General features: G+C 54.7%; 20 protein-coding genes. 17 read left to right on the top strand and 3 right to left on the bottom strand.

Translation table 11 applies throughout. The features are described from left to right. Positions 1-97 precede the first annotated feature (97 nt). From N9C89_RS02320 to N9C89_RS02305, 3 genes are all read left to right on the top strand, one after another. The gene (locus N9C89_RS02320; protein WP_263952226.1) at positions 98-961 is read left to right on the top strand and encodes a bifunctional helix-turn-helix domain-containing protein/methylated-DNA--[protein]-cysteine S-methyltransferase; all 864 of its coding nucleotides are present in this window, start codon (positions 98-100) and stop codon (positions 959-961) included. 103 nt (positions 962-1064) lie between these two features. Further along, a complete protein-coding gene (locus tag N9C89_RS16145) occupies positions 1065-1724 on the top strand; it encodes an OmpA family protein (protein WP_317134920.1) in 660 nt (219 codons plus the stop codon). Between the two features lie 112 nt (positions 1725-1836). Next, positions 1837-2604, top strand: a complete 768-nt coding sequence (locus tag N9C89_RS02305; RefSeq protein ID WP_263952225.1) for a FadR/GntR family transcriptional regulator — start codon at positions 1837-1839, stop codon at positions 2602-2604. On the opposite strand, the gene N9C89_RS02300 is transcribed toward N9C89_RS02305, so the two are convergent. After that, complete coding sequence (locus N9C89_RS02300; RefSeq protein WP_263952224.1) at positions 2601-2846, bottom strand: hypothetical protein; 246 nt, start codon at positions 2844-2846, stop codon at positions 2601-2603. The genes N9C89_RS02305 and N9C89_RS02300 overlap by 4 nt on opposite strands. A gap of 133 nt (positions 2847-2979) precedes the next feature. Here N9C89_RS02300 and N9C89_RS02295 point away from each other — a divergent pair, with 133 nt between their 5' ends. From N9C89_RS02295 to N9C89_RS02265, 7 genes are all read left to right on the top strand, one after another. Next, positions 2980-4161 carry an NnrS family protein gene (locus tag N9C89_RS02295; protein ID WP_263952223.1) on the top strand — a complete coding sequence of 394 codons (1182 nt, stop codon included), beginning with the start codon at positions 2980-2982 and terminating at the stop codon, positions 4159-4161. Positions 4162-4332: 171 nt separating this feature from the next. Continuing rightward, a complete protein-coding gene (locus tag N9C89_RS02290; protein ID WP_263952222.1) occupies positions 4333-4785 on the top strand; it encodes a c-type cytochrome in 453 nt (150 codons plus the stop codon). Between the two features lie 14 nt (positions 4786-4799). Continuing rightward, a complete protein-coding gene (locus N9C89_RS02285; protein ID WP_263952221.1) occupies positions 4800-6164 on the top strand; it encodes a cbb3-type cytochrome c oxidase subunit I in 1365 nt (454 codons plus the stop codon). Further along, positions 6161-6970, top strand: a complete 810-nt coding sequence (locus N9C89_RS02280) for a CbbQ/NirQ/NorQ/GpvN family protein (RefSeq protein ID WP_317134919.1) — start codon at positions 6161-6163, stop codon at positions 6968-6970. The genes N9C89_RS02285 and N9C89_RS02280 overlap by 4 nt, the downstream gene beginning before the upstream one ends. 3 nt (positions 6971-6973) lie before the next feature. Continuing rightward, positions 6974-8917, top strand: coding sequence for a nitric oxide reductase activation protein NorD (locus N9C89_RS02275; protein ID WP_263952220.1), 1944 nt, complete (start codon positions 6974-6976; stop codon positions 8915-8917). A gap of 319 nt (positions 8918-9236) precedes the next feature. Next, positions 9237-10451, top strand: a complete 1215-nt coding sequence (nirK, locus tag N9C89_RS02270; RefSeq protein WP_263952219.1) for a copper-containing nitrite reductase — start codon at positions 9237-9239, stop codon at positions 10449-10451. A 27-nt stretch (positions 10452-10478) separates the two neighbouring features. After that, a complete protein-coding gene (locus tag N9C89_RS02265) occupies positions 10479-11210 on the top strand; it encodes a formylglycine-generating enzyme family protein (protein WP_263952218.1) in 732 nt (243 codons plus the stop codon). Here N9C89_RS02265 and N9C89_RS02260 read toward each other — a convergent pair. Then, positions 11207-12079 carry a LysR family transcriptional regulator gene (locus tag N9C89_RS02260; RefSeq protein WP_263952217.1) on the bottom strand — a complete coding sequence of 291 codons (873 nt, stop codon included), beginning with the start codon at positions 12077-12079 and terminating at the stop codon, positions 11207-11209. The genes N9C89_RS02265 and N9C89_RS02260 overlap by 4 nt on opposite strands. Positions 12080-12223: 144 nt before the next feature. Between N9C89_RS02260 and urtA the strand changes: the two genes are divergently transcribed. The 5 genes from urtA (at position 12224) to urtE (ending at position 18181) form a co-directional block, all read left to right on the top strand. After that, positions 12224-13486, top strand: coding sequence for an urea ABC transporter substrate-binding protein (gene urtA / locus N9C89_RS02255; RefSeq protein WP_394358479.1), 1263 nt, complete (start codon positions 12224-12226; stop codon positions 13484-13486). Between the two features lie 111 nt (positions 13487-13597). Continuing rightward, positions 13598-15511: an urea ABC transporter permease subunit UrtB gene (gene urtB, locus N9C89_RS02250; protein WP_263952215.1), complete on the top strand. Its 1914-nt coding sequence runs from the start codon at positions 13598-13600 to the stop codon at positions 15509-15511. 3 nt (positions 15512-15514) lie between these two features. Beyond that, the gene (gene urtC, locus N9C89_RS02245; protein WP_263952214.1) at positions 15515-16747 is read left to right on the top strand and encodes an urea ABC transporter permease subunit UrtC; all 1233 of its coding nucleotides are present in this window, start codon (positions 15515-15517) and stop codon (positions 16745-16747) included. Beyond that, on the top strand, positions 16744-17484 hold the full coding sequence (gene urtD, locus N9C89_RS02240; protein WP_263952213.1) for an urea ABC transporter ATP-binding protein UrtD: 741 nt from the start codon (positions 16744-16746) through the stop codon (positions 17482-17484). The genes urtC and urtD overlap by 4 nt, the downstream gene beginning before the upstream one ends. A gap of 1 nt (position 17485) precedes the next feature. After that, positions 17486-18181, top strand: coding sequence for an urea ABC transporter ATP-binding subunit UrtE (gene urtE / locus N9C89_RS02235; protein ID WP_263952212.1), 696 nt, complete (start codon positions 17486-17488; stop codon positions 18179-18181). On the opposite strand, the gene N9C89_RS02230 is transcribed toward urtE, so the two are convergent. Further along, on the bottom strand, positions 18178-18804 hold the full coding sequence (locus N9C89_RS02230; protein ID WP_263952211.1) for a response regulator: 627 nt from the start codon (positions 18802-18804) through the stop codon (positions 18178-18180). The genes urtE and N9C89_RS02230 overlap by 4 nt on opposite strands. Before the next feature lie 248 nt (positions 18805-19052). Between N9C89_RS02230 and N9C89_RS02225 the strand changes: the two genes are divergently transcribed. Further along, the gene (locus N9C89_RS02225; RefSeq protein ID WP_263952210.1) at positions 19053-19466 is read left to right on the top strand and encodes an Hpt domain-containing protein; all 414 of its coding nucleotides are present in this window, start codon (positions 19053-19055) and stop codon (positions 19464-19466) included. A 151-nt stretch (positions 19467-19617) separates the two neighbouring features. Next, positions 19618-20646: a TRAP transporter substrate-binding protein gene (locus tag N9C89_RS02220; protein ID WP_263952209.1), complete on the top strand. Its 1029-nt coding sequence runs from the start codon at positions 19618-19620 to the stop codon at positions 20644-20646. Positions 20647-20718 lie beyond the last annotated feature (72 nt).

Genomic DNA, 20718 nt, shown 5'->3' with positions numbered 1-20718 from the left:
TGTGCCCAAACGGGCAAGGACAGAACAGACAGAATTGCGCAAGAAATGGATCGACGTTCTGCGGCATTTGCCTATTCTGTGAGCAAAGGAGCTGCAAATGACCAAGATCGACATCGAAACCAGCTATCATTACGGCGTCATTAAACGCGCGATTGAGGCTGTTGATGCCGCCGGAGGTACCCCCCTCGCGCTGGACGATCTGGCGCGAGAGGTCGGGATGAGCCCCGCGCATTTGCAACGGGTGTTCTCAGCTTGGGTCGGTGTTTCTCCAAAACGCTATCAGCAATACCTTACGCTCGGCCACGCAAAGGCGTTGCTGCAAAAGCGGTTCACAACCCTCGATGTCGTGAATGAAGTCGGCCTTTCAGGAAGCGGGCGCCTGCACGACCTTTTCATCAAATGGGAAGCAATGAGCCCCGGTGAATTTGCGCGCAAAGGTGACGGGCTAACTGTTTACTGGGGGTGGTTTGAAAGCCCCTTTGGGGATTGCCTCGCAATGGGAACGGACAAGGGGCTTTGCGGCCTTGGGTTCGCCGATGAAATCCCGCGCGACGAGACCTTCGCAGACCTTGCAAGCCGTTGGCCTAACGCCGTCCTGCGCGAAGCTCCGGAACGCATTTCAGCATGGGTCGAGGCCGCCTTCCAACAAAACGGAACAGCAAACCTACACCTGCTCGGCGCGCCATTTCAGATCAAAGTCTGGGAGGCGCTGCTTAATATTCCATCCGGCCACGTCACCACATATTCCGAAATCGCCACACGTGTCGGCAGCCCAAAGGCCGTTCGCGCCGTTGGTACAGCCGTTGGACGAAATCCGGTGAGTTGGATCATCCCCTGCCATCGCGCATTGCGCAAATCCGGCGGGCTGGGTGGATACCATTGGGGATTGCCCGTCAAACGGGCGATGCTGGCTTATGAAACCGCCCTCAATGAGGGGCAAAGCAGCAAAGTCGCCCGTTAATTTCCAACATATGGCATCACTTCGCCGAGAAATAAGTTTGCATTCTTTCACTTTTGCAACTTTTCTGCTGTAATTCAGCCAGAGCAGACAAAAGGCAGAAATAATGCAAAAAAAGATTCAACTCACACTTGCAGGTGCGGCCGTTGCGGCACTTGCTGGCTGTACTGATCCCGCATACATCACGGGCCAGCCGGCGGCCAACCCAAAGACAACCGGTGGCGTCGCGCTTGGCGCGGCTCTTGGTGGTTTGATCGGCTCCACAATCGGAAGCAAAGACGCAACAAGCATTGCAGCAGGCGCAGTTGCGGGTGCAGTTGTTGGTGGTTTGGTCGGGCAACAGCTTGATAAACAAAAACGCGAGCTTGAAGCCTCCTTGGCGAATGACGAAATCACCGTAACCAACACTGGCAACGAACTTATCGTTCTGATGCCGCAAGGAATCTTGTTTGATACTGATAGCTCGGTTGTGAAATCTTCGCTCTATGGCGATCTTGGCGCACTGTCTGCTAACCTGCGGAATTATCCGGACTCTACCGTTCTAATTGCGGGCCACACAGACAACGTCGGCGCGGCGGATTACAACCTGACTCTCTCACAGGAACGCGCTTCCGCGGTATCGCGGATATTGCAATCTGATGGCGTTGCACCGGGACGCATTTCGGCGGTTGGCTATGGTGAAGACCAGCCCGTTGCCAGCAACCTCAACGAAGAAGGCCGCGCCCAGAACCGCCGTGTTGAAATCGTTATCCGGCCTAACGCCTAACAAGTTTACGAAGCTATTTCCTGATGCGCTCTAAGGCGGCGCGTCAGGTTTACGGTTGTCCTCTCCCCTCACTGGTCATATATTTTTACCAATTCCAGAGGGGCAACCGCCGATGCCATTTCAAAAAGTCCAATCCGAAAAACTTTCGCAATCCGTTGTCGTTCAGATTGAGCGGCTTATCCTGCGCGGGATTCTTAGGCCCGGCGAAAGGCTCCCTGCGGAGCGCGAATTGGCAGAGCGCATGGGTGTATCGCGCCCATCCTTGCGCGAAGCAATTTCAGAGTTGCAGGATGCGGGCCTTCTGACAAGCAAGGCGGGGGCCGGAATCTACGTTTCCGAAAGTCTTGGAAGCGCTTTCTCCAGCGCTTTGGTCCAGCTTTTCGGCCGCCATGATGATGCGTTTTTCGATTACGTTTCGTTCAGACGGGATATGGAGGGGCTCGCCGCAGAGCGCGCCGCGGGCAACGGGTCGGAGACAGACCTCAAGGTGATTGACGCGATTTTCCGCAAGATGGAAGCGGCCCACTCAAAGCGCAACCCAACAGAAGAAGCCGCGCTTGATGCGGAGTTTCACCTCGCAATCATCGAGGCGAGCCACAATACTGTGATGCTTCACATGATGCGGGCGATGTATGCGCTACTGCGTGAAGGTGTGTTTTACAATCGGCAGGTCATGTTCAAGCAACGCACAACACGCGACACTATCCTTGAGCAGCACCGCGCCATCAATAGCGCCATTCAGAACCGTGACCCAGAGGCAGCGCGGCAAGCGACGACCGCGCATTTGGATTATGTCGAAGAGTCGCTATTCGAAAAGACCCGCGACGAAAAGAACGAAGCCATAGCAAAACAGCGGTTAGAGCAGGAATTGAGCCGCTAACCAGGTTTGCGCTCTGCTTCCATGATAAGGCCGCGTATCCATTTGGCCGCGAGCCAGCTAAAATACGGCCCCGTGACCAGCCCAAAGATAAGCGCGACCACGGGCGAAATCGCCACGATGCCCAGTGCCTGAAGCAACAAGAACACCATAAAGATATTGATCGCCGCCGCAGTTGAAGCAAACGGATAAAAGACCACGGCAAATTTCCAAAGTGGCCAAATTCTGCTGGTGTCGGTGCTCATAGCGCGCTCATTTTCCTAGGTTGTGTTGGGTTTTATTTCCGTTTCGCGTGGATTGCTTTGATTTCGGTCAAGGTTCTTGCAACCGGGGAGCAGATACTGCGCCATAGATTTCATTATTGATCAGGTTCCAATCATGTCGCAGTTTCGTCAGCTCTTTACCGAGGGATTTCGGTTCTTTTTCCTCGCAGCAGGTATTTTCGGCTTTGTCGTTATCGCGCTTTGGACGGTGTCGCTTGCAATGCCTAACGCCCCGTTGGTTCTTCCGGGCGACATGTCGATATCTGCGTGGCACTCCCACGAGATGATCTTCGGATACGGGACCGCTGCTCTTGGCGGCTTCTTCTTAACGGCCGTTCCCAACTGGACGAAGGGCAAGATGGCGCCTGCCTCATTCGTGACCTTATTGGCTGTAATCTGGTTTGCCGGTCGCGTGGCAATGTTTTTTGCGGGCGTACTTAATCCTTACGTGTTGGCGGCCATTGACCTGTTATTCATTCCCGTCATGGGCGCGAACATTGCCCATCAACTCATGCGCAACCCCAAACCGGCAAACCTCATGTTTCTTGTTTTGCTTGCCCTGATCTGGTTCGGCAACCTTCGGGTTCACCTTGACTGGATGGGGTTCAGCTGGGGCGACGCATATGCAGGATTGCGAGCGGGCATGATGGGTATCTGTGCGATGATCGCGATTCTGGGCGGACGCGTAACGCCAGCATTCACACGCAACGCCATGCGTAAACTCGGCATTGAAAGCAACTTGCCCGTTTCGCGCAAACCCTTCGAGATTGCAGGGGCTGCAAGTGCGGTCTTATTGCCGATAGTTATCCTTCTTTCCGCGCCGGATATGCTTGTAGGCTTTGTTGCGATCATTGCAGGCATCGCGCAAATGCTACGCCTATCAGGATGGCGGAGCGATTGGACACGCCACAATCCAATCATCTGGAGCCTCCATCTCGCTTACGGCATGCTGGCGCTCGGCTACTTCCTTTATGGTCTGTCACGCACGGGACTCGGAAGCGAAGTCGGCGCATTGCATGTGTTGGCGATTGGCGCCGTCGGCGGCATGACACTCGCAGTGATGAGCCGCGCATCCTTAGGGCATACCGGGCGCGAACTTATCGCAACGCCCGGCGTAAGCGTTGCCTATGCGATTCTTCCTTTTTCGGCTCTCTTGCGTTGGATCGGCAGTCAACTTGGAGGAGAGTTAGCTCAAATGGCTATTCTTGGCTCCGGCGTACTCTGGTGTGTCAGTCTGTCACTCTTTGTTAGGATGGTTTGGCCTGTTGTCTCGCGCCCTCGTGTTGCAAGAGCCTGATATTCAACTACAAAAACAAAAGCGGCCCCAATTCGGGGTCGCTTTTTCGATTCGAGAATAACAGTCACAAAAAACTGACAAAATTCCTTCTAATTGAGAATGATCAAGGCGAGCGCATCTAACTTCCCGCATTTCAGCACCATCTGAAACCCTCCGAAGAAGGAGAGCGCAATGCGCGAAGTCATGACCAAAAGCATGGCCCGAAACATATTCTATGGCGGGTCATTGTTTTTCATAGCCATCTTTATTGGCCTCTCGATCCACTCTCACAACTACATCGTAACGGAATCGACGGATGCCGAAGGCCTCACTGAAAGCGTGGCCCACGGCAAAGCAGTTTGGGAACACCATTCCTGCATCAACTGCCACTCCATTCTCGGCGAGGGTGCGTACTTTGCCCCCGAAGTCGGCAACGTGATGATCCGCTGGGGCGTGGACGATGACCCAGAGACCGCTTTTGAGGCTCTCAAAGGCTGGATGGAAGCTCAACCAACAGGAATCGAAGGGCGTCGCCAGATGCCGAACTTCAACCTGAGCGACGAAGATATTCGTGCGCTTTCGGACTTCCTGCTCTGGACCGGAACAATTGACACCCAAGGCTGGCCGCCAAACGAGGCAGGCTAGGAAAGGACACCGAGATGAAATATCAAACCCAAAAAATCGCCTACGCGTATTTTATCTGCGCTCTTGGGCTATTTGCAATCCAAATCCTCGGCGGTCTGCTGGCGGGCTGGATCTATGTCATGCCCAACACTCTATCGGAGTTGTTGCCCTTTAACATTGTGCGGATGCTGCACACAAACAGCCTGATCGTCTGGCTTCTGCTGGGCTTCTTCGGCGCGGCTTACTTCCTTATTCCCGAGGAAGCAGAGCGCGAAATTCACTCACCTAAACTGGCCTATATCCAGCTTGCCATTCTTGTGATCGGCACGCTTGGTGTGGTTCTGACCTATGTGTTCAACCTGTTCGAAGGCAACTTCTTCCTTGGGAAAGAGGGTCGCGAATTCCTTGAGCAACCCAAATGGGTCAAGGCCGGTATCGTCGTTGCAGCGCTGATCTTCCTCTACAACGTCACAATGACTGTGTTGAAGGGTAAGAAAACAGCCATTACCAACATCCTTCTGTTGGGGCTTTGGGGCCTTGCGCTTCTGTTCCTCTTCTCCTTCTACAACCCTGAGAACCTGTCACTCGACAAAATGTACTGGTGGTATGTTGTTCACCTTTGGGTGGAAGGCGTCTGGGAATTGATCATGGCGTCGATCCTTGCGTACCTGATGCTCAAGCTTACAGGTGTTGACCGCGAGGTTGTTGAAAAGTGGCTCTATGTGATCGTAGCGGCTGCGCTGTTCTCCGGCATCCTCGGAACAGGTCACCACTACTTCTGGATCGGTGCGCCTGGTTACTGGCAGTGGCTCGGTTCTGTGTTCTCTGCACTCGAGGTCGTTCCATTCTTCGGCATGATGGCATTTGCCTTCGTGATGGTTTGGAAGGGTCGTCGGGATCACCCCAACAAAGCTGCGCTTCTCTGGTCGCTTGGTTGTGCCACATTGGCGTTCTTCGGCGCTGGTGTCTGGGGCTTCCTGCATACTTTGCACGGTGTGAACTTCTACACACACGGCACCCAGATCACAGCGGCGCACGGCCACCTCGCCTTCTTCGGCGCATATGTATCGCTGAACCTTGCGATCATGGCCTATGCAATGCCGATCCTTAAGAACCGCGATCCCTATAACCAAGTGCTCAACATGGCGTCGTTCTGGCTCATGTCTGGTGGTATGGTCTTCATGACATTCGTGCTGACTTTCGCCGGTACAATCCAGACCCACATGCAGCGTGTGATCGGGGACTACTACATGGATGTTCAGGATTACCTCACACTCTTCTACTGGATGCGCTTCGGCTCTGGCGTTGTCGTGTTCCTTGGTGTGGCCCTGTACCTCTATGCCATTTTCGTACCACGCAGTGAGGTTATCTCTGCATCTCCAACAGAGGCGGCTGAATGATGGCTAAGGACACACTCGAAATGGAAGGGGCAACCGCCCCTTTCTACCTCCCGCAAGGGGATGAATGCGACGTATTCGCAGCAGCGGCAGAGAACAATCTGCCCCTGCTCCTCAAAGGGCCAACCGGCTGTGGTAAAACACGTTTCGTAAGCCACATGGCCGCAAAGCTCGGTCGGCCGCTCTATACTGTGGCCTGCCATGACGACCTCTCCGCCGCTGACCTGATCGGGCGTTACCTTCTTAAGGGCGGCGAAACGGTTTGGGTTGACGGGCCGCTAACTCGCGCGGTGCGTGAGGGCGCGATTTGTTACCTCGATGAGGTGGTCGAAGCGCGCAAGGACGTGACCGTTGTGCTTCACCCGCTGACGGATGATCGGCGCATCCTGCCGATTGACCGCACGGGCGAAGAGCTTGAGGCCGCTGATGGGTTCATGCTCGTGGCATCCTATAACCCGGGCTACCAAAACATCCTTAAAACGCTCAAACCTTCGACACGTCAGCGCTTTCTCTCGGTTGCGTTCGACTTCCCCGATGCAGAGCGCGAGATCGACGTTGTTTTGCGCGAAACAGGCATCGATGCGGATCGAGCCAAAGGGCTGGTGCGGCTTGCGAATAAGCTGCGTGCGCTCAAGGGCCAAGACCTCGAAGAAGGTGTCTCGACCCGTTTGATCGTTTATGCGGCAACGCTTGTCGTTCAAGGAATGCCCATTGAACGCGCCATCGAAGCAGCAATGATCGAACCGCTCACCGATGACGAAGATGTAAAGACCGGCCTACTGGATCTGGTCACAGCAGTGTTTGGATAAATCATGGCCCTTGTCGAATTTGAACCTTGGGAACCCGAAGAAACCGTAGGCAAGATCTGGCACGGCCTCGCCAGCCGGATCGACGCACCCCAACGCTATCCCGAAGCCTCTGTGGAGCTTGGCGAAGTGTCGGGGCGTCTGGCGGTCTTTTTCCGCGCACTTGGCGGCGCCCCATCCGTTGAAATTCGACCAACAGAAGACGAAAGCAGCCATCACCGGCTGTCCTTCAAGCGGCGCTTGGGCACCGAAGTTGAAGCCCTGCCCCGCACCAGTTTCGACGGGGAGGCCCTACGCCTTCCCGCTCGACTGGCCCTATTCCCCGCGCGCGAAGCAAACGCCGCGCTTTATCTCTGGCTTACCGCCGCAAGCGCCCACGCAGGCCGCTACGTCGAAGCCGAGAACCCGCTCGAACGCGATCTTCGCGCCCTTTCTGAAGCGCATAAAATGTGCGGCGCTGTTGTTGAGGATTGCCCTGGACTTGCCGGCTTGCACCGCGATCTCTCCGCTGCGTCCGTTGCCGCGCGCAAAATCGCGAACCTTCCGAAATACGAAGCTGCCGTTGAAGCAGCTCTCTGTGGTCTCCTGATCGGCGAAACGCCCGAACGCGCCCTTGCGAAATCCTTTTACGAAGCGGCCCTCTCTGGCAACATTCCCGCCGATTTGCCCGTACCTCGCGGATATAAGCCGTTCCAGCCTGTGCCAATCTGGCCGGAGTTGCGCGACGTAACATTCAGCGCGCCGAGCGACCTAGAGACACGCGACACAGAAGGCACGCCCGAAGAGAACACCTCCGGCAAGACACACCGCGCCCGCCGCCGCAAATCGGATCAAGCGGAGCGCAAAGACAGCCTAATCCTACACAAATTCGAAGGCATCCTAAGCTGGGCAGAGTTCCTTAACCTCAACCGCCGCGTCGATGATGACGATAACGACGACGCCAAGAAGGCCGCCGACGATCAAGAAGAAATCGGCCTTGGCCAGATCAGCAAGGCGCCCGCAACCAAACTGAAACTGCACCTAGATCTCGCGCCCGAAGATGTGGACCGCGAAGCCATTTCGGGACAGTTCACATATCCTGAATGGGACGCTCGCACCGGCGCTTATATGCAGGACCACACCTGTGTGTTTGACGCGCCCGCCGAACCGAGTGATGCGCAAGCTGCCTTTCAAACAGACCCGCGCGCCAAGCGCCGTATTCAGGCTGTGCGCCGCCAGTTCGAAGCCCTGCGCCCTGGTCGCGTTATCCTTCCCGCCCAGCCAGACGGTGAAGACCTCGACCTCGAAGCCGCGGTGAGATCCTATGTCGACATCTCGGCCTGCGGCCACGGCAGCAACCGCATCTGGCGGCAATCCCGCCCAGAGGCCCGAGATTTGGCGGTGTCGATCTTGCTCGATACGTCCCGCTCAACCGAAAGCGTTGTCGCGGGCCGCCCTGTAATCGAAATTGAACGCGAGGCGATGGCTGCATTGTCTTGGGGGCTGAATGCCTGCGGCGACACGTTTGCAATCAACTCGTTCTCTTCGCTGAAACGGAACCGTGTCTATGTGAACCGCTGCAAAGCGTTCGACGAAGATATGTCACTAAATGTCGAAGCCAAGATCGCAGCGCTTCGGCCCGGCTTTTACACACGCCTTGGCGCTGCAATCCGCCACGTCAGCGTTGACCTTCAGAAACAGAGCCAGCAACGCAAGCTTCTCCTGATCCTGACAGACGGGAAACCCAACGATCTGGACCACTACGAAGGTCGCCACGGCATCGAAGACACCCGCATGGCGATCCGCGAAGCGCGGCGCGGAGGTGCGGCGGTCTATGGCATCACGATTGACGCCAAATCCAAGGCTTGGTTCTCGCGGATGTTCGGCTCGGGTCGGTTCTCGGTCATTCCGAACCCTGACCACCTGACTGCGGCATTACCGCAAATCTATCGCCAACTCACGTGCGCATAAATTAGAGAAAAACTCTCCAATATTGAAAGTCGCAGCGCTACGGGGCAACCTGTCGCGCTGCGACTTAATTAACTTTTAATGACTATTTTCAATATCTTAACACCGAACGAAATCCGCTCCCATTGTACCATTCAAGCGAGTTGATCAATGTCAAGAATTCGGTTGATGTCGATCAAAGCGCGCAAATGATTCTTGCAGCAATGTCCCTTCCAACGACCAGAACAAACCGAATCTGGTCGGGATAATGACCGGAAAAATCCGGCAATAATCCGAATGAAGCTGCGCGATGACAGCGCGGCAAAGTTGGAAGGACATTGAAATGACCGCCTCTAAAAAGATTGGCTTCAAACCTAGCCGCCGCTCTGTTCTAACAGGGTCCGCTCTCGCAGGTGCTGCGATGCTCTCAGGTGCTGTTCCTGCAATGGCATCCGCACGACGCGCTGCTCCTAAACTCTCAAAAACACGCGAAGGCATGGTCCTTCCCGTTGCTGAAAAACAAGAAGTGTCCGGTAAAGCCGTTGACCTTTCCCACCTCCCTCGCGTCAAGCAGGAAATGGTGATGCCTCCTTTTGCTCCTGAGCATGATCAAGTTGCAACTGGTGGTCCGAAAATCGTCGAAGTGCGCTTTGACATTGAAGAAAAGCTGATGACCGTTGACGAAGACACAGACGCAAAAGTCTGGGCTCTGACATATAATGGTTCTGTTCCTGGTCCGCTGATCATTGTTCATGAAGGCGACTATGTTGAACTGACACTCTCCAACCCAGAGTCCTCTGTGTTCGAGCACAACATCGATTTCCACTCCTCCACAGGTGCGCTTGGTGGCGGTGGTCTGACCCACGTTCTCCCAGGTGAAGAAACCGTCCTACGCTGGAAGGCAACAAAACCAGGCGTGTTTGTTTATCACTGTGCCCCAGGCGGCGCGATGATCCCTTACCACGTGTGTAAAGGTATGAACGGCGCGGTAATGGTTCTGCCACGTGACGGTCTGAAAGACGGCGAAGGTAACCCACTCCGTTACGACGAAATCGCATACATCGGTGAGCAGGACTATTACCTGCCAATGAACGAAGACGGCGAATACATCCAATACGAAGACGCTGGTGAAGATTACTCCGATGCACTCGATGCAATGCGCGGCCTGATCCCAACTCACTCCGTATTCAACGGTGCCGTGGGCGCCTTGACAGGTGAAAATGCGCTGAAATCCAAGGTTGGCAACACCGTCCTTATGATCCACGCCCAAGCGAACCGCGACACACGTCCTCACCTTATTGGCGGCCACGCGGATTACCTCTGGGAAGGCGGCAGCTTTACTGACGCGCCACAAACCGGCTTTGAAACATGGTTCATCCGCGGCGGCTCTGCCGGTGCAGCGATGTACACTTTCCTTCAGCCAGGTGTGTACGCCTATGTAAACCACAACTTGATCGAAGCAACCTTGCTCGGTGCATCCGCACACTTCGTCGTCGAAGGCGAATGGGACAACGAGCTAATGGAACAGGTCGTCGCTCCACAGCCAATCGGCAGCTAAGTGCCACACACTAAGAAAGTCGCAGCTATGTCTATTGCTTCTAAAAAACTAATCCTTGGGCTAACAGCCTTGGCTGGTTTGGCAATGGGTGTGGCTGCGATCACTGTTGGGCCTCTTCGGGGGCCTAACGTCGAATACATTCCACTTATGGCGCCTGTTGAATTTGCCGATGGTCGCCGCGTTTATGTTCAGAAATTCAGCGTCACCACCGCAGAATGGAACCGATGCTATGAGGCTGGTGCATGCAGTATTCAGATGCGAGAGCGGAAATCAGGCGATGATTACCCCGCGACCGGTCTGAACTGGATGGACATCAACGAATATGTTGCATGGATCAACGAAACATCGCGCCACGAATTCCGTTTGCCGACTTTGGCCGAGTGGAACGAGATGGCCGCCGAGGTTCTTCCGAAGAAGAAAGACCCGATCTTTACCGATCCGGAGCTAACTTGGGCGTCCGCATATCTCATGGAGCCACAGATCAACCGAAGCTTGCGCCCAACTGGCAGCTTCAAAACCACATCCGCTGGCATCTCCGACCTGAACGGCAATGTTTGGGAATGGACCTCCGATTGCTATGCCGGCGAAGAACTGGGCCTTAATGCAGACAACTGTCCGGCTTTCTGGATGGGCGGCGAGCATGTTGCGGCCATGTCGATCTTTACCCGCGACCCTGCGCGCGGCGGCTGTGCGGTGGGCACTCCTCCTGCCCATCTCGGCCTTCGCCTTGTCACCGACAAACCGGTTCCCGGCGTTTAAACTCCGATCTTTTCACTCAAGCGCCCCGCAAACCGCGCCGCTGCAATAGGGAGCGGTCGCCCTTCCATTTGGCACAGCGCCAACCGTGTTCGTGGCATGCCGTTCATAATCCCGACCTGTCCGCCCATTTGCTGAACCAGATCAGCCGAGAGCCCGAGCGCAGGCCAAAACTGCAAACTTGGACGCGGAGATAATCGCGGCGGCAGCAATACATCCGCTTCCATAGCAGGGCGTACACTTAGTCGCTTTGAGGCGAAATGCGTATCCAAAAGCCGCCGCAACCCTGTCCCGCGACTTGGCAAGATCACATCGTGGTCTTCCAACTCATGCGGATACAACACTGTCTTGCTGCCAATCGGCAAAACAAGCGAAAGCGAAATGTCGTTGCTCGCTAGCATCTCAACACCGGATCGCTCCGTTGGCTCTAGGATAAGGCCGAGGTCGGCCGAACCCGCCAAGAGCATCGTGTTTGCCTCTTCGCCGCCTGTCGAAATGGTCGAAAAGCTCACACCGGGATGCTCTTCGCGAAACGGGGCGATTTCATTCGGCAAGAAGCTTATCGCCATTTGCGGACTTACCGCCACCGAAACACTCCCGATTCTCATGCCCTTCATGTCGGACACGATTCCATTTGCGCGTTCTATTTCAGCAAGGTGCCCAATAAAGTGGCGATGATAGATTTCTCCGACCGTCGACAGCCGAACACCAACCGGGAGCCGGTCAAAAAGCTCCGCTCCAAGCTCATCTTCCAGAGCCTTCACTTGCCGCACCAAGGCAGAAGGAGAAATTGCTAATAATTCCGAGGCCTTACGGAACGATCCCTGTTCTGCGATTGTCTTAATTGCACGATAGATTTGTAGGTGGCGCACTGTGTTGTCATTTCTGTATGTTGCGTATTTTGCAACGCATATACACAAAAATTGTTACAGACAGCAACACTGCACAAGTTTTACCCCTTTTCTCAGGCACCGGACCGATTTCGATGCCACAGGACACAGGGAACCTCAGACATGATGAAGAAACTCCTCTCAACTGCCGCCGTAGCCGCTACTGTAGCCTCTGCAGCGCACGCCGACATCAAGGTCGGTATCCTCCACTCGCTTTCCGGCACGATGGCGATCTCCGAAACAACTCTTAAAGACACTATGCTGATGCTGATCGAACAGCAGAACGCAAAAGGCGGTGTGAACGGCGAAATGCTCGTTCCCGTCGTTGTTGATCCGGCATCCGACTGGCCTCTCTTTGCAGAAAAAGCACGCGAACTTCTGACTGTTCACGAAGTTGACGTGATGTTCGGCAACTGGACATCGGTTTCGCGTAAATCGGTTCTTCCGGTTATCGAAGAGCTGAACGGCCTTCTCTTCTACCCCGTTCAATACGAAGGTGAAGAAAGCTCCAAAAACGTATTCTACACAGGTGCGGCTCCAAACCAGCAAGCGATCCCCGCAACTGATTACTACCTCGAAGAGCTTGGCGTTGAAAAATTCGCCCTCCTCGGCACAGACTATGTGTACCCACGCACAACAAACAAAATTCTCGAGCAGTATCTCAAAGATAAAGGCATTCCAGCCGAAGACATCTTTGTAAACTACACGCCATTCGGTCACTCCGACTGGTCCAAGATCGTTGCAGATGTTGTTGCGCTTGGCGCAGACGGCAAAAAAGTTGGCGTGATCTCGACAATCAACGGCGACGCAAACATCGGCTTCTATAAAGAACTCGCCGCTGCTGGCATTTCCGCTGACGACATCCCAGTTGTTGCATTCTCCGTTGGTGAAGAAGAGCTTTCCGGCCTTGATACATCCAACCTCGTTGGCCACCTCGCTGCTTGGAACTACTTCCAGTCCGCAGAAAGCGAAGCAAACGAAGAGTTCATCGCCGCTTGGAAAGCTAAGATGGGCGAAGATCGTGTAACCAATGACCCAATGGAAGCGCATTACATCGGCTTCAACATGTGGGTGAACGCTGTCGAAGAGGCAGGCACAACTGACGTAGACGCTGTTCGCACAGCTATGTACGGCCAGGAATTCCCGAACCTCACAGGCGGCACAGCCGTTATGTTGCCAAACCATCACCTGGCCAAGCCAGTTCTGATCGGTGAAATCCTTGAGGACGGCCAGTTCGACATCATCAGCCAGACTGAAGAAGTTCCTGGCGATGCTTGGACAGACTTCCTGCCAGAATCCGCGGTTCTTAAGTCCGATTGGAAAGACCTCGGCTGCGGCATGTACAACGTCGAAACAGAGTCCTGCGTACAGTTGAAATCCAACTACTAATCGCACCGCTCATATGAACGAAGGGGGCAGAAACTTGCCCCCTTCTTTGCCCCAAATTCCAGCCAGGCTGTCATGAAAAATATCTTTCTCGCACTCTTCGTGGCCCTGCTCATGACTATTTCCCCAAAATCGTCGCAAGCAGAGACAATTCAGGACATCCTGAATACCCATGAGGCCGCTATCGCTAAGGGCTCTCGCAAAACGATTGAGCCCGCAATCGCCGCCCTTCGGGACTCCGGTCTTCCTGAGGCCCAGAAAATTCTCGAAATCTGGCAAGCCAAGGAACTTTGGCAACGGAAGGCGGACAAGGCTTTCTTTACCGCCGAGAAAGACAGCGGCTCGACCTATAACCTCTTTGACGTGGTAACTGGCGCTGCAGAGGGTCAAGCCGACAAGAAAGAACTGAAACAAATCAAGCCAAACTCTGGTGTGCGTGGATTGATCGGCGCAGCGCTTGTTCAATTCCAACTTCTTGATGCGGACATCGATAAACGCCGCGAAGCTTTGGTCGCAATTGGACGAGACCCAAATGCAAGCCATCTTCCCGCTCTGCGTGGTGCAATTGATGGTGAGCCTGATCCGCAAATCAAAGCTGAGAAGATCCGCCTAGAACGGCTCCTTTCGGTCCAATACGAAACCGACACCGAAGCGCGTATTACCGCCATCCAATCGCTTAAGGGCGACCTTGGTGTAGATGCCCGTGCAGCACTTAATCCGCTCCTCGCCACAAAGCGGATCGCTGTACTTGGTGAGGCCGAAGGCAACATTGCGCGCGAACTTGAGCCTGGTGACGATGATTTCAGCCAAAACGAAGCTTACGCGCTTCTTGTGAATTCCGGCCTTGCTCAACCTGTGCCAAGCAGCGACGACATCCGCAATGCGCTTGCCGCAAACATCGATCAAGGCTCTGTAGCAGGTATCCCAACTGCGCAACTCTCAAACGAAGAGACGCGCCTTAAGGCTTACAATACCCTCGCAGAAAACGGCATCGTCCCGCCCGCTATTTCAGCTGCGGAGCAAAGGGCGCTTGTCGCGGCTCATAAGTATTTCGAAGTCTATGATATCGCCGACAGCCGGATCACCGACGCCGCGCAAGACACGCTCGACTCTATCGAACTCAAGGTTGGAATGAGCCAAGCCATTGACCTCGGACTTGATGGCTTGTCGCTCGCATCGATTTATTTCCTTGCGGCAATCGGGCTTGCCATCACATTTGGCGTTATGGGCGTGATCAACATGGCCCACGGCGAATTCATCATGATGGGCGCCTATACCGGCTATGTGGTTCAACAAATCATTCCCGATTATACGTTGTCGATCATCGTGGCCCTGCCCGCAGCCTTTGCTGTGACCTTTGCTGCCGGTGTGGCGATGGAGCGGCTCGTGATCCGCTTCCTTTACAATCGTCCGCTTGAGACACTTCTGGCAACGTTCGGTATCTCTGTCGCGCTGCAACAGCTTGCCAAGAATATCTTCGGCACACAGGCCCGTCCGCTGACGTCTCCTGCGTGGCTCGACGGCGCTCTGACATTCAACGATGTCGTCTCGATCAGCTATATTCGCATCGCAATTTTCGTGCTCGCACTGGTGTTCCTCGTGCTGTTCCTCTTTATCATGAAGAGGACCCGCCTTGGCCTCGAAGTCCGCGCAGTAACGCAAAACCCGCGCATGGCATCTTCGATGGGGATCAATCCTGATCGCATCAACATGCTCACCTTCGGGCTTGGCTCGGGGATCGCGGGGATCGCTGGCGTTGCCATCGGCCTCTTTGCCAAAGTGACCTCCGAACTTGGTTCCGACTATATCGTACAAAGCTTCATGACGGTCGTCGTTGGCGGTGTCGGCAACATCTGGGGAACGCTCGCGGGCGCTGCGATGATCGGCGGATTGCAAAAAGGCATCGAGTGGATGAACCCATCCAATACGCTTGCCGCTCAAACCTACATGATCGTCTTTATCATCATATTCATCCAATTCCGGCCCAAAGGCATCATTGCCCTCAAAGGCCGCGCGGCAGGAGATTAAGCCATGAACAAGAGCTTTTTTGCCCGTAACCCTTCGGTCTTGATTTTCATCGCTTGCCTCGCGCTCTTTACGCTTACGGTTTCGGTTCTGGCCGACGGGTTCGGCGCTGGCGTGATCTCGACCAGCTTCGTGAAAACCCTCGGCAAAACGCTGTGCCTCTGTCTGATCGCCATCGCGATGGACCTTGTTTGGGGCTACTGCGGGATCTTGTCTCTGGGCCACTTCGCCTTCTTCGGGCTTGGCGGATATATGATCGGGATGTGGCTGATGTATGCCCGTACCGAGTTAATCGTCGCAAACTCATTGGCCGAGGCTGAAATTCCACCGACTGCCCAAGAAATCTCGGATGCTATCGGCAACCAGATCTTCGGCGTGGTCGGCGGCAGCGATATCCCGTTGATCTGGAGTTTCGCTGACAGCCTTACGATCCAACTGGCCTTCGTCGTACTTGTTCCTGGCCTACTCGCGCTTGTCTTCGGCTGGCTCGCCTTCCGCAGCCGCGTAACAGGTGTTTACCTTTCGATCCTCACGCAGGCCATGACACTGGCGCTTTCGCTCTACCTCTTCCAGAACGAAAGCGGGCTGCGCGGCAACAACGGACTCTCGGGTTTGCAAAACCTTCCCGGCCTCGACGATGTTCCGCAAAGCACCGTATCGCTTTGGTTTTTCTGGGCCTCGGCACTGGCGCTCGGCCTAGGATATATGCTCGCCGCTTGGGTGGTTTCGGGTAAGTTTGGAAGCGTAATCCGCGGTATCCGCGATGATGAGGCGCGCGTACGCTTCCTTGGGTATTCGGTTGAGGGGTACAAACTCTTCGTCTTTACATTGACCGCTGTTATCGCCGCCATTGCTGGCGCGCTCTATTACCCACAGGCCGGTATCATCAACCCTGGTGAAATGGCGCCAATCGCGTCCATCTACCTCGCAGTTTGGGTGGCTATCGGCGGTCGCGGGCGTCTCTATGGCGCCGTGATCGGCGCGGCACTGGTTTCGCTTCTGTCGACATGGTTCACGGGCGGGCAAGCACCTGACATCCCGCTTGGCTTCTATACAATCCAATGGGTCGATTGGTGGCTCGTGTTGCTTGGCTTCTCCTTTGTTGCCGTCACACTCTTTGCCCCACGCGGTATTGGTGGACTATTCGATCTCTACACCGGGCGGCATGCCCCAAACCGCCACGGCGCAGACCTCGGCCCCGATATGGGCTCCCTGCGTGAGAAGGAGGCTGACGAATGAGCACACTTCTTGAAGTATCCGGCGTTTCCGTAACCTTTGACGGGTTCCGCGCCATCAACAACCTTTCCTTTCAGATTGCGGATGCCGAATTGCGCGCCGTGATCGGGCCGAACGGTGCGGGCAAAACGACCTTTATGGATATCGTAACCGGCAAAACCCGCCCAGATGAGGGCCGCGTTCTGTTTGGTGAGAAATCCGTGTCGCTCCTACGGATGTCGGAAGCCAAAATCGCCCAAGCAGGCGTAGGGCGAAAGTTCCAGCGCCCGACCGTGTTCGAAGACCAAAGCGTATTTGACAACCTGCTCATGGCGCTGAAAAAGGATCGCAAGCCTTGGTCGGTATTGTTCTATCGCAAGTCAAAGCGCGATACCGAACGTGTTGAAGAACTGGCAGAGCAAATCGGGCTAACCGAGCAAATTCACCGCACTTCCGGCGAGCTTTCCCACGGGCAGAAACAGTGGCTCGAAATCGGTATGCTCCTCGCTCAGGAGCCGCGCCTGCTCCTCGTAGACGAACCTGCCGCCGGTATGACGCTCGCCGAACGTGAGCAAACCACCGATATCCTTAAGGAAGCTGCCAAAACCCGTGCTGTCGTTGTTGTTGAACACGACATGGAGTTCGTTCGGCGGCTAAATTGCAAAGTGACCGTACTGCACGAAGGATCGGTTTTGGCCGAAGGCAGCCTTGACCACGTGACTGCAAACCAAGACGTCATCGACGTATATCTGGGACGATAACATGCTGGAAATCAAAGACCTCACCCTGCATTACTCCGGATCGCAAATCCTCTATGGGATCGACCTCACAGCGGACGTTGGAAAAGTCACCTGCGTGATGGGGACGAATGGCGTCGGGAAAACAAGCCTGCTCAAGGCCATTTCCGGCACTCATCAGCGCACCAGCGGCACCTACCGCCTCAATGGCGAGGAGCTTGGCAAACCACCTGCGAATGTCCTAGCGCATAAAGGCGTTGCGTATGTTCCTCAGGGGCGCGATGTTTTCCCACTGATGACAGTGCGAGAAAACCTCGAGACTGGCTATGCCTGCTTGCCAAAATCAGAGCATCACGTTCCGGATTACATTTTCGAGCTGTTCCCCGTCCTTAAAGAGATGGAAGGGCGGCGCGGCGGCGACCTTTCCGGCGGACAGCAGCAACAGCTTGCCATCGCACGCGCACTTATTACCAAGCCTAAGCTTCTGTTGCTGGACGAGCCGACTGAAGGCATTCAGCCCAACATCATTCAGCAAATTGGTCGCGTCATTGAATTCCTGCGTGATCAGGGTGACATGGCGATCATCCTCGTCGAGCAGTACTTCAGCTTTGCCTATGACCTCGCAGACGACTTTTGCGTTCTGACACGTGGTTCGGTTTCTCTGGCTGGCTCAAAGAAAGAGCTGAAAAAATCTGAACTGATGAAATCTGTCTCGGTCTAAATCAACTCGCGATCCCTACCGATCATTGCGGCGTGCGTACGATTGCGCGCGTCGAGCTTTCGGCTCAGGGTTTTGACGTGCAGCTTTACGGTGACTTCTTGTAGATCAAAATCACGGGCGATTTCCTTATTAGATTTCCCTGCGGCGATGCCCTTGAGGACTTGATGCTCTCGCCGCGTGAGATATGCGTACCCTGCCTCCGGATCGCTCTGGTTTTGCATGAAATTGAAGGGGGCAAACACCTCTCCGCTGGCCATGAATTTTGCTGCCATCACCATTGATTTCGATCCAAGCGTCTTTGGAACAAACCCAGCGGCCCCTTTTTCAATCGCCTCTTCTGCAATTGCTTTAGTAGCTGAGCCTGACAGGATCGCCACCGGTTTCTGCTGGTTTGCGGCAAGCGCGTTTTTCAGACCTTCAAGCCCGTGCATTCCAGGCATGTTGTAGTCAAGCAGGACAAGGTCAAAAGGCCCGCTCTCTTTGATCAACGCAAGCGTATCATTCAGATCGGCGGCCAAAACGACATCAACACCTCCCTCGGACTCGATGAAAGAGCCGATGGCTTCACGCACGAGATCATGGTCATCTGCAACCAGAAATTTCAGTCTTTCACCGTGTGACATCGCATTTCCATTATGACCATTTGGCACAACCTGCGCCCAAACGAAGAGCTGTTTTACCCGAACGTAGAGCTTACCTTGCCCTATTGTGGGCCAAAGGATTTAACAGAAAGCTAATGGGCATATCGTGCGCATGAGAGCGCTCTGTTTCGCGTCGTTGTCCTATACCAATGAGACGCTCCCACTTAACGAAATAGAAATGCCTCAAGCTGCATCCTATTGCGCGATTAACACACGAACAGAGGCTTCGGATGGACCCAAAGCATCAGGCTGCGCATGCCACGCTGGAAGCTGCCATTGCTAAGGCTACTCATCTTCCAGTGCTTGACGCGCTTGTCGTGGCGCAGTTTGTGGAGCTTCTTGGAGAAAAGCGTGCGGTGTTCCTTGTGAGCGAATTCACGAGCGAAATCGAAGCACTCAGCACTCGCTTAGAAAGCGTTCTCCACCTAAACGAACTGACACCCATGCGCGGCGATCTACATCAGGCATCTGGCGCAGCCGCGACTTTCGGGTTGCGACGCCTCCGCGCGATAGTGTTGGCGCTAGAGCAAGACTATCATTCGCAGGGCACGGTTTGCTTCGTCGAATTGGCCGCCCTTCTCAGAGGTCTAATGCAAATCTCTTCTTTAGAGTTTCGCGCTGCGGCCTCTAACTCTGAAAACTAATCCCTCGTTCAACGCCATCATTTCGCTCCCGTGACGTCCATTCAAATGTCCAAAATGCAATTGTATATTTGACTGTGGATTTTTTAATGCATACATTCTTTGTGTGCCCGTGATTCCAAGAAATTACGGCAACCAACAGGGAGGAATAATAATGAAAACTATCGTAACGGCAGCAACGGCTGCCTTAATGCTTGGGTCTGCCGCCTCGGCTGACGGCGTAAAACTGAACATGCCATCGACTTTCCCCGGCTCTTTGATCCAGCTGGGTCAGGCCGGCGTGCGCTTCCAGGACACTGTGAATCTCATCTCTGGCGGCGAGGTCGAGGTCGAGTTCTTCGAGCCCAACGCGCTTGTTCCGCCGCTCGAAATCTTTGACGCTGTTTCATCTGGCGCCGTGGACGCGGGCTGGTCGGTTTCAGGTTACTGGGGTTCCAAAAACTCAGCTCTGAACCTTTTTGCTGCGGTTCCGTTTGGACCAGCTGCTGGTGAGTACCTCGCTTGGATGTGGTACGGCGGCGGCGAAGATCTAATGAATGAAGTTTACCACGCCAATGGCATTCACGGGCAAGTTTGCGGCATCATCGCGCCGGAAGCGTCCGGTTGGTTCCGCAAAGAAATCAACAGCGTAGAGGATCTTCAGGGTCTCAAGATGCGCTTCTTCGGCCTCGGTGCGAAGGTAATGCAGAAACTCGGCGTCGACACACAGCTTCTGGCGGGTGGCGATATCTATCCGGCCCTTGAGCGCGGCACAATTGATGCGACCGAGTTCTCCATGCCTGCGATCGATTTGAACCTCGGTTTCTATAACATTGCGAAACACTACTACTTCCCAGGCTGGCACCAGCAGTCCACCAACCAAGAGCTTCTGATCTCGCTCGCGAAATGGGAAGGCATGACAGATCAACAGCGTGGTATCATCCAGACGGCATGCCGCGCCAACGTCGCGACCCAGCTTGCCGAAGGCGAAGCGATTCAAGGCAAAGCACTTGCGGAGATCGAGGGCCACGGTGTGACAATCCACCAGTGGGATCCTGCAATTCTCGAGACTCTTCAGGCAACTTGGGATGAAGTGGTTGCCGAAGAAGCGGCTGCAAACCCTGACTTCCAGAAAGCCTGGGACAGCCTGCAAGCATTCCGCGCAGAATACGCAGCTTGGAATGACCTCGGCTACCTAGACTGATCTAGACCGAAGAAAATCATTGGCCCGGCCGTAGTTTTACGGTTGGGCCTTTGAAGTGTGAAAACACACCCA

The organism is Halocynthiibacter sp. SDUM655004 (assembly GCF_026015885.1).
Taxonomy (GTDB): domain Bacteria; phylum Pseudomonadota; class Alphaproteobacteria; order Rhodobacterales; family Rhodobacteraceae; genus Falsihalocynthiibacter; species Falsihalocynthiibacter halioticoli.
The sequence above is the reverse complement of the archived record's forward strand: the minus strand, read 5'-3'. Positions and strand labels throughout refer to the sequence as shown.

What these genes read in the sequence shown, in the direction of transcription:
- urtA (WP_394358479.1), top strand. Translation starts at nt 12,224, where the DNA reads ATGAAGAAACTCCTCTCAACTGCCGCCGTAGCCGCTACTGTAGCCTCT.
- N9C89_RS02305 (WP_263952225.1), top strand. Translation starts at nt 1,837, where the DNA reads ATGCCATTTCAAAAAGTCCAATCCGAAAAACTTTCGCAATCCGTTGTC.
- N9C89_RS16145 (WP_317134920.1), top strand. Translation starts at nt 1,065, where the DNA reads ATGCAAAAAAAGATTCAACTCACACTTGCAGGTGCGGCCGTTGCGGCA.
- N9C89_RS02230 (WP_263952211.1), bottom strand. Translation starts at nt 18,804, where the DNA reads ATGTCACACGGTGAAAGACTGAAATTTCTGGTTGCAGATGACCATGAT.
- urtE (WP_263952212.1), top strand. Translation starts at nt 17,486, where the DNA reads ATGCTGGAAATCAAAGACCTCACCCTGCATTACTCCGGATCGCAAATC.
- N9C89_RS02290 (WP_263952222.1), top strand. Translation starts at nt 4,333, where the DNA reads ATGCGCGAAGTCATGACCAAAAGCATGGCCCGAAACATATTCTATGGC.
- N9C89_RS02295 (WP_263952223.1), top strand. Translation starts at nt 2,980, where the DNA reads ATGTCGCAGTTTCGTCAGCTCTTTACCGAGGGATTTCGGTTCTTTTTC.
- N9C89_RS02265 (WP_263952218.1), top strand. Translation starts at nt 10,479, where the DNA reads ATGTCTATTGCTTCTAAAAAACTAATCCTTGGGCTAACAGCCTTGGCT.
- urtD (WP_263952213.1), top strand. Translation starts at nt 16,744, where the DNA reads ATGAGCACACTTCTTGAAGTATCCGGCGTTTCCGTAACCTTTGACGGG.
- urtB (WP_263952215.1), top strand. Translation starts at nt 13,598, where the DNA reads ATGACTATTTCCCCAAAATCGTCGCAAGCAGAGACAATTCAGGACATC.
- N9C89_RS02280 (WP_317134919.1), top strand. Translation starts at nt 6,161, where the DNA reads ATGATGGCTAAGGACACACTCGAAATGGAAGGGGCAACCGCCCCTTTC.
- N9C89_RS02285 (WP_263952221.1), top strand. Translation starts at nt 4,800, where the DNA reads ATGAAATATCAAACCCAAAAAATCGCCTACGCGTATTTTATCTGCGCT.
- N9C89_RS02320 (WP_263952226.1), top strand. Translation starts at nt 98, where the DNA reads ATGACCAAGATCGACATCGAAACCAGCTATCATTACGGCGTCATTAAA.
- N9C89_RS02275 (WP_263952220.1), top strand. Translation starts at nt 6,974, where the DNA reads ATGGCCCTTGTCGAATTTGAACCTTGGGAACCCGAAGAAACCGTAGGC.
- N9C89_RS02225 (WP_263952210.1), top strand. Translation starts at nt 19,053, where the DNA reads ATGGACCCAAAGCATCAGGCTGCGCATGCCACGCTGGAAGCTGCCATT.
- urtC (WP_263952214.1), top strand. Translation starts at nt 15,515, where the DNA reads ATGAACAAGAGCTTTTTTGCCCGTAACCCTTCGGTCTTGATTTTCATC.
- N9C89_RS02300 (WP_263952224.1), bottom strand. Translation starts at nt 2,846, where the DNA reads ATGAGCACCGACACCAGCAGAATTTGGCCACTTTGGAAATTTGCCGTG.
- nirK (WP_263952219.1), top strand. Translation starts at nt 9,237, where the DNA reads ATGACCGCCTCTAAAAAGATTGGCTTCAAACCTAGCCGCCGCTCTGTT.
- N9C89_RS02220 (WP_263952209.1), top strand. Translation starts at nt 19,618, where the DNA reads ATGAAAACTATCGTAACGGCAGCAACGGCTGCCTTAATGCTTGGGTCT.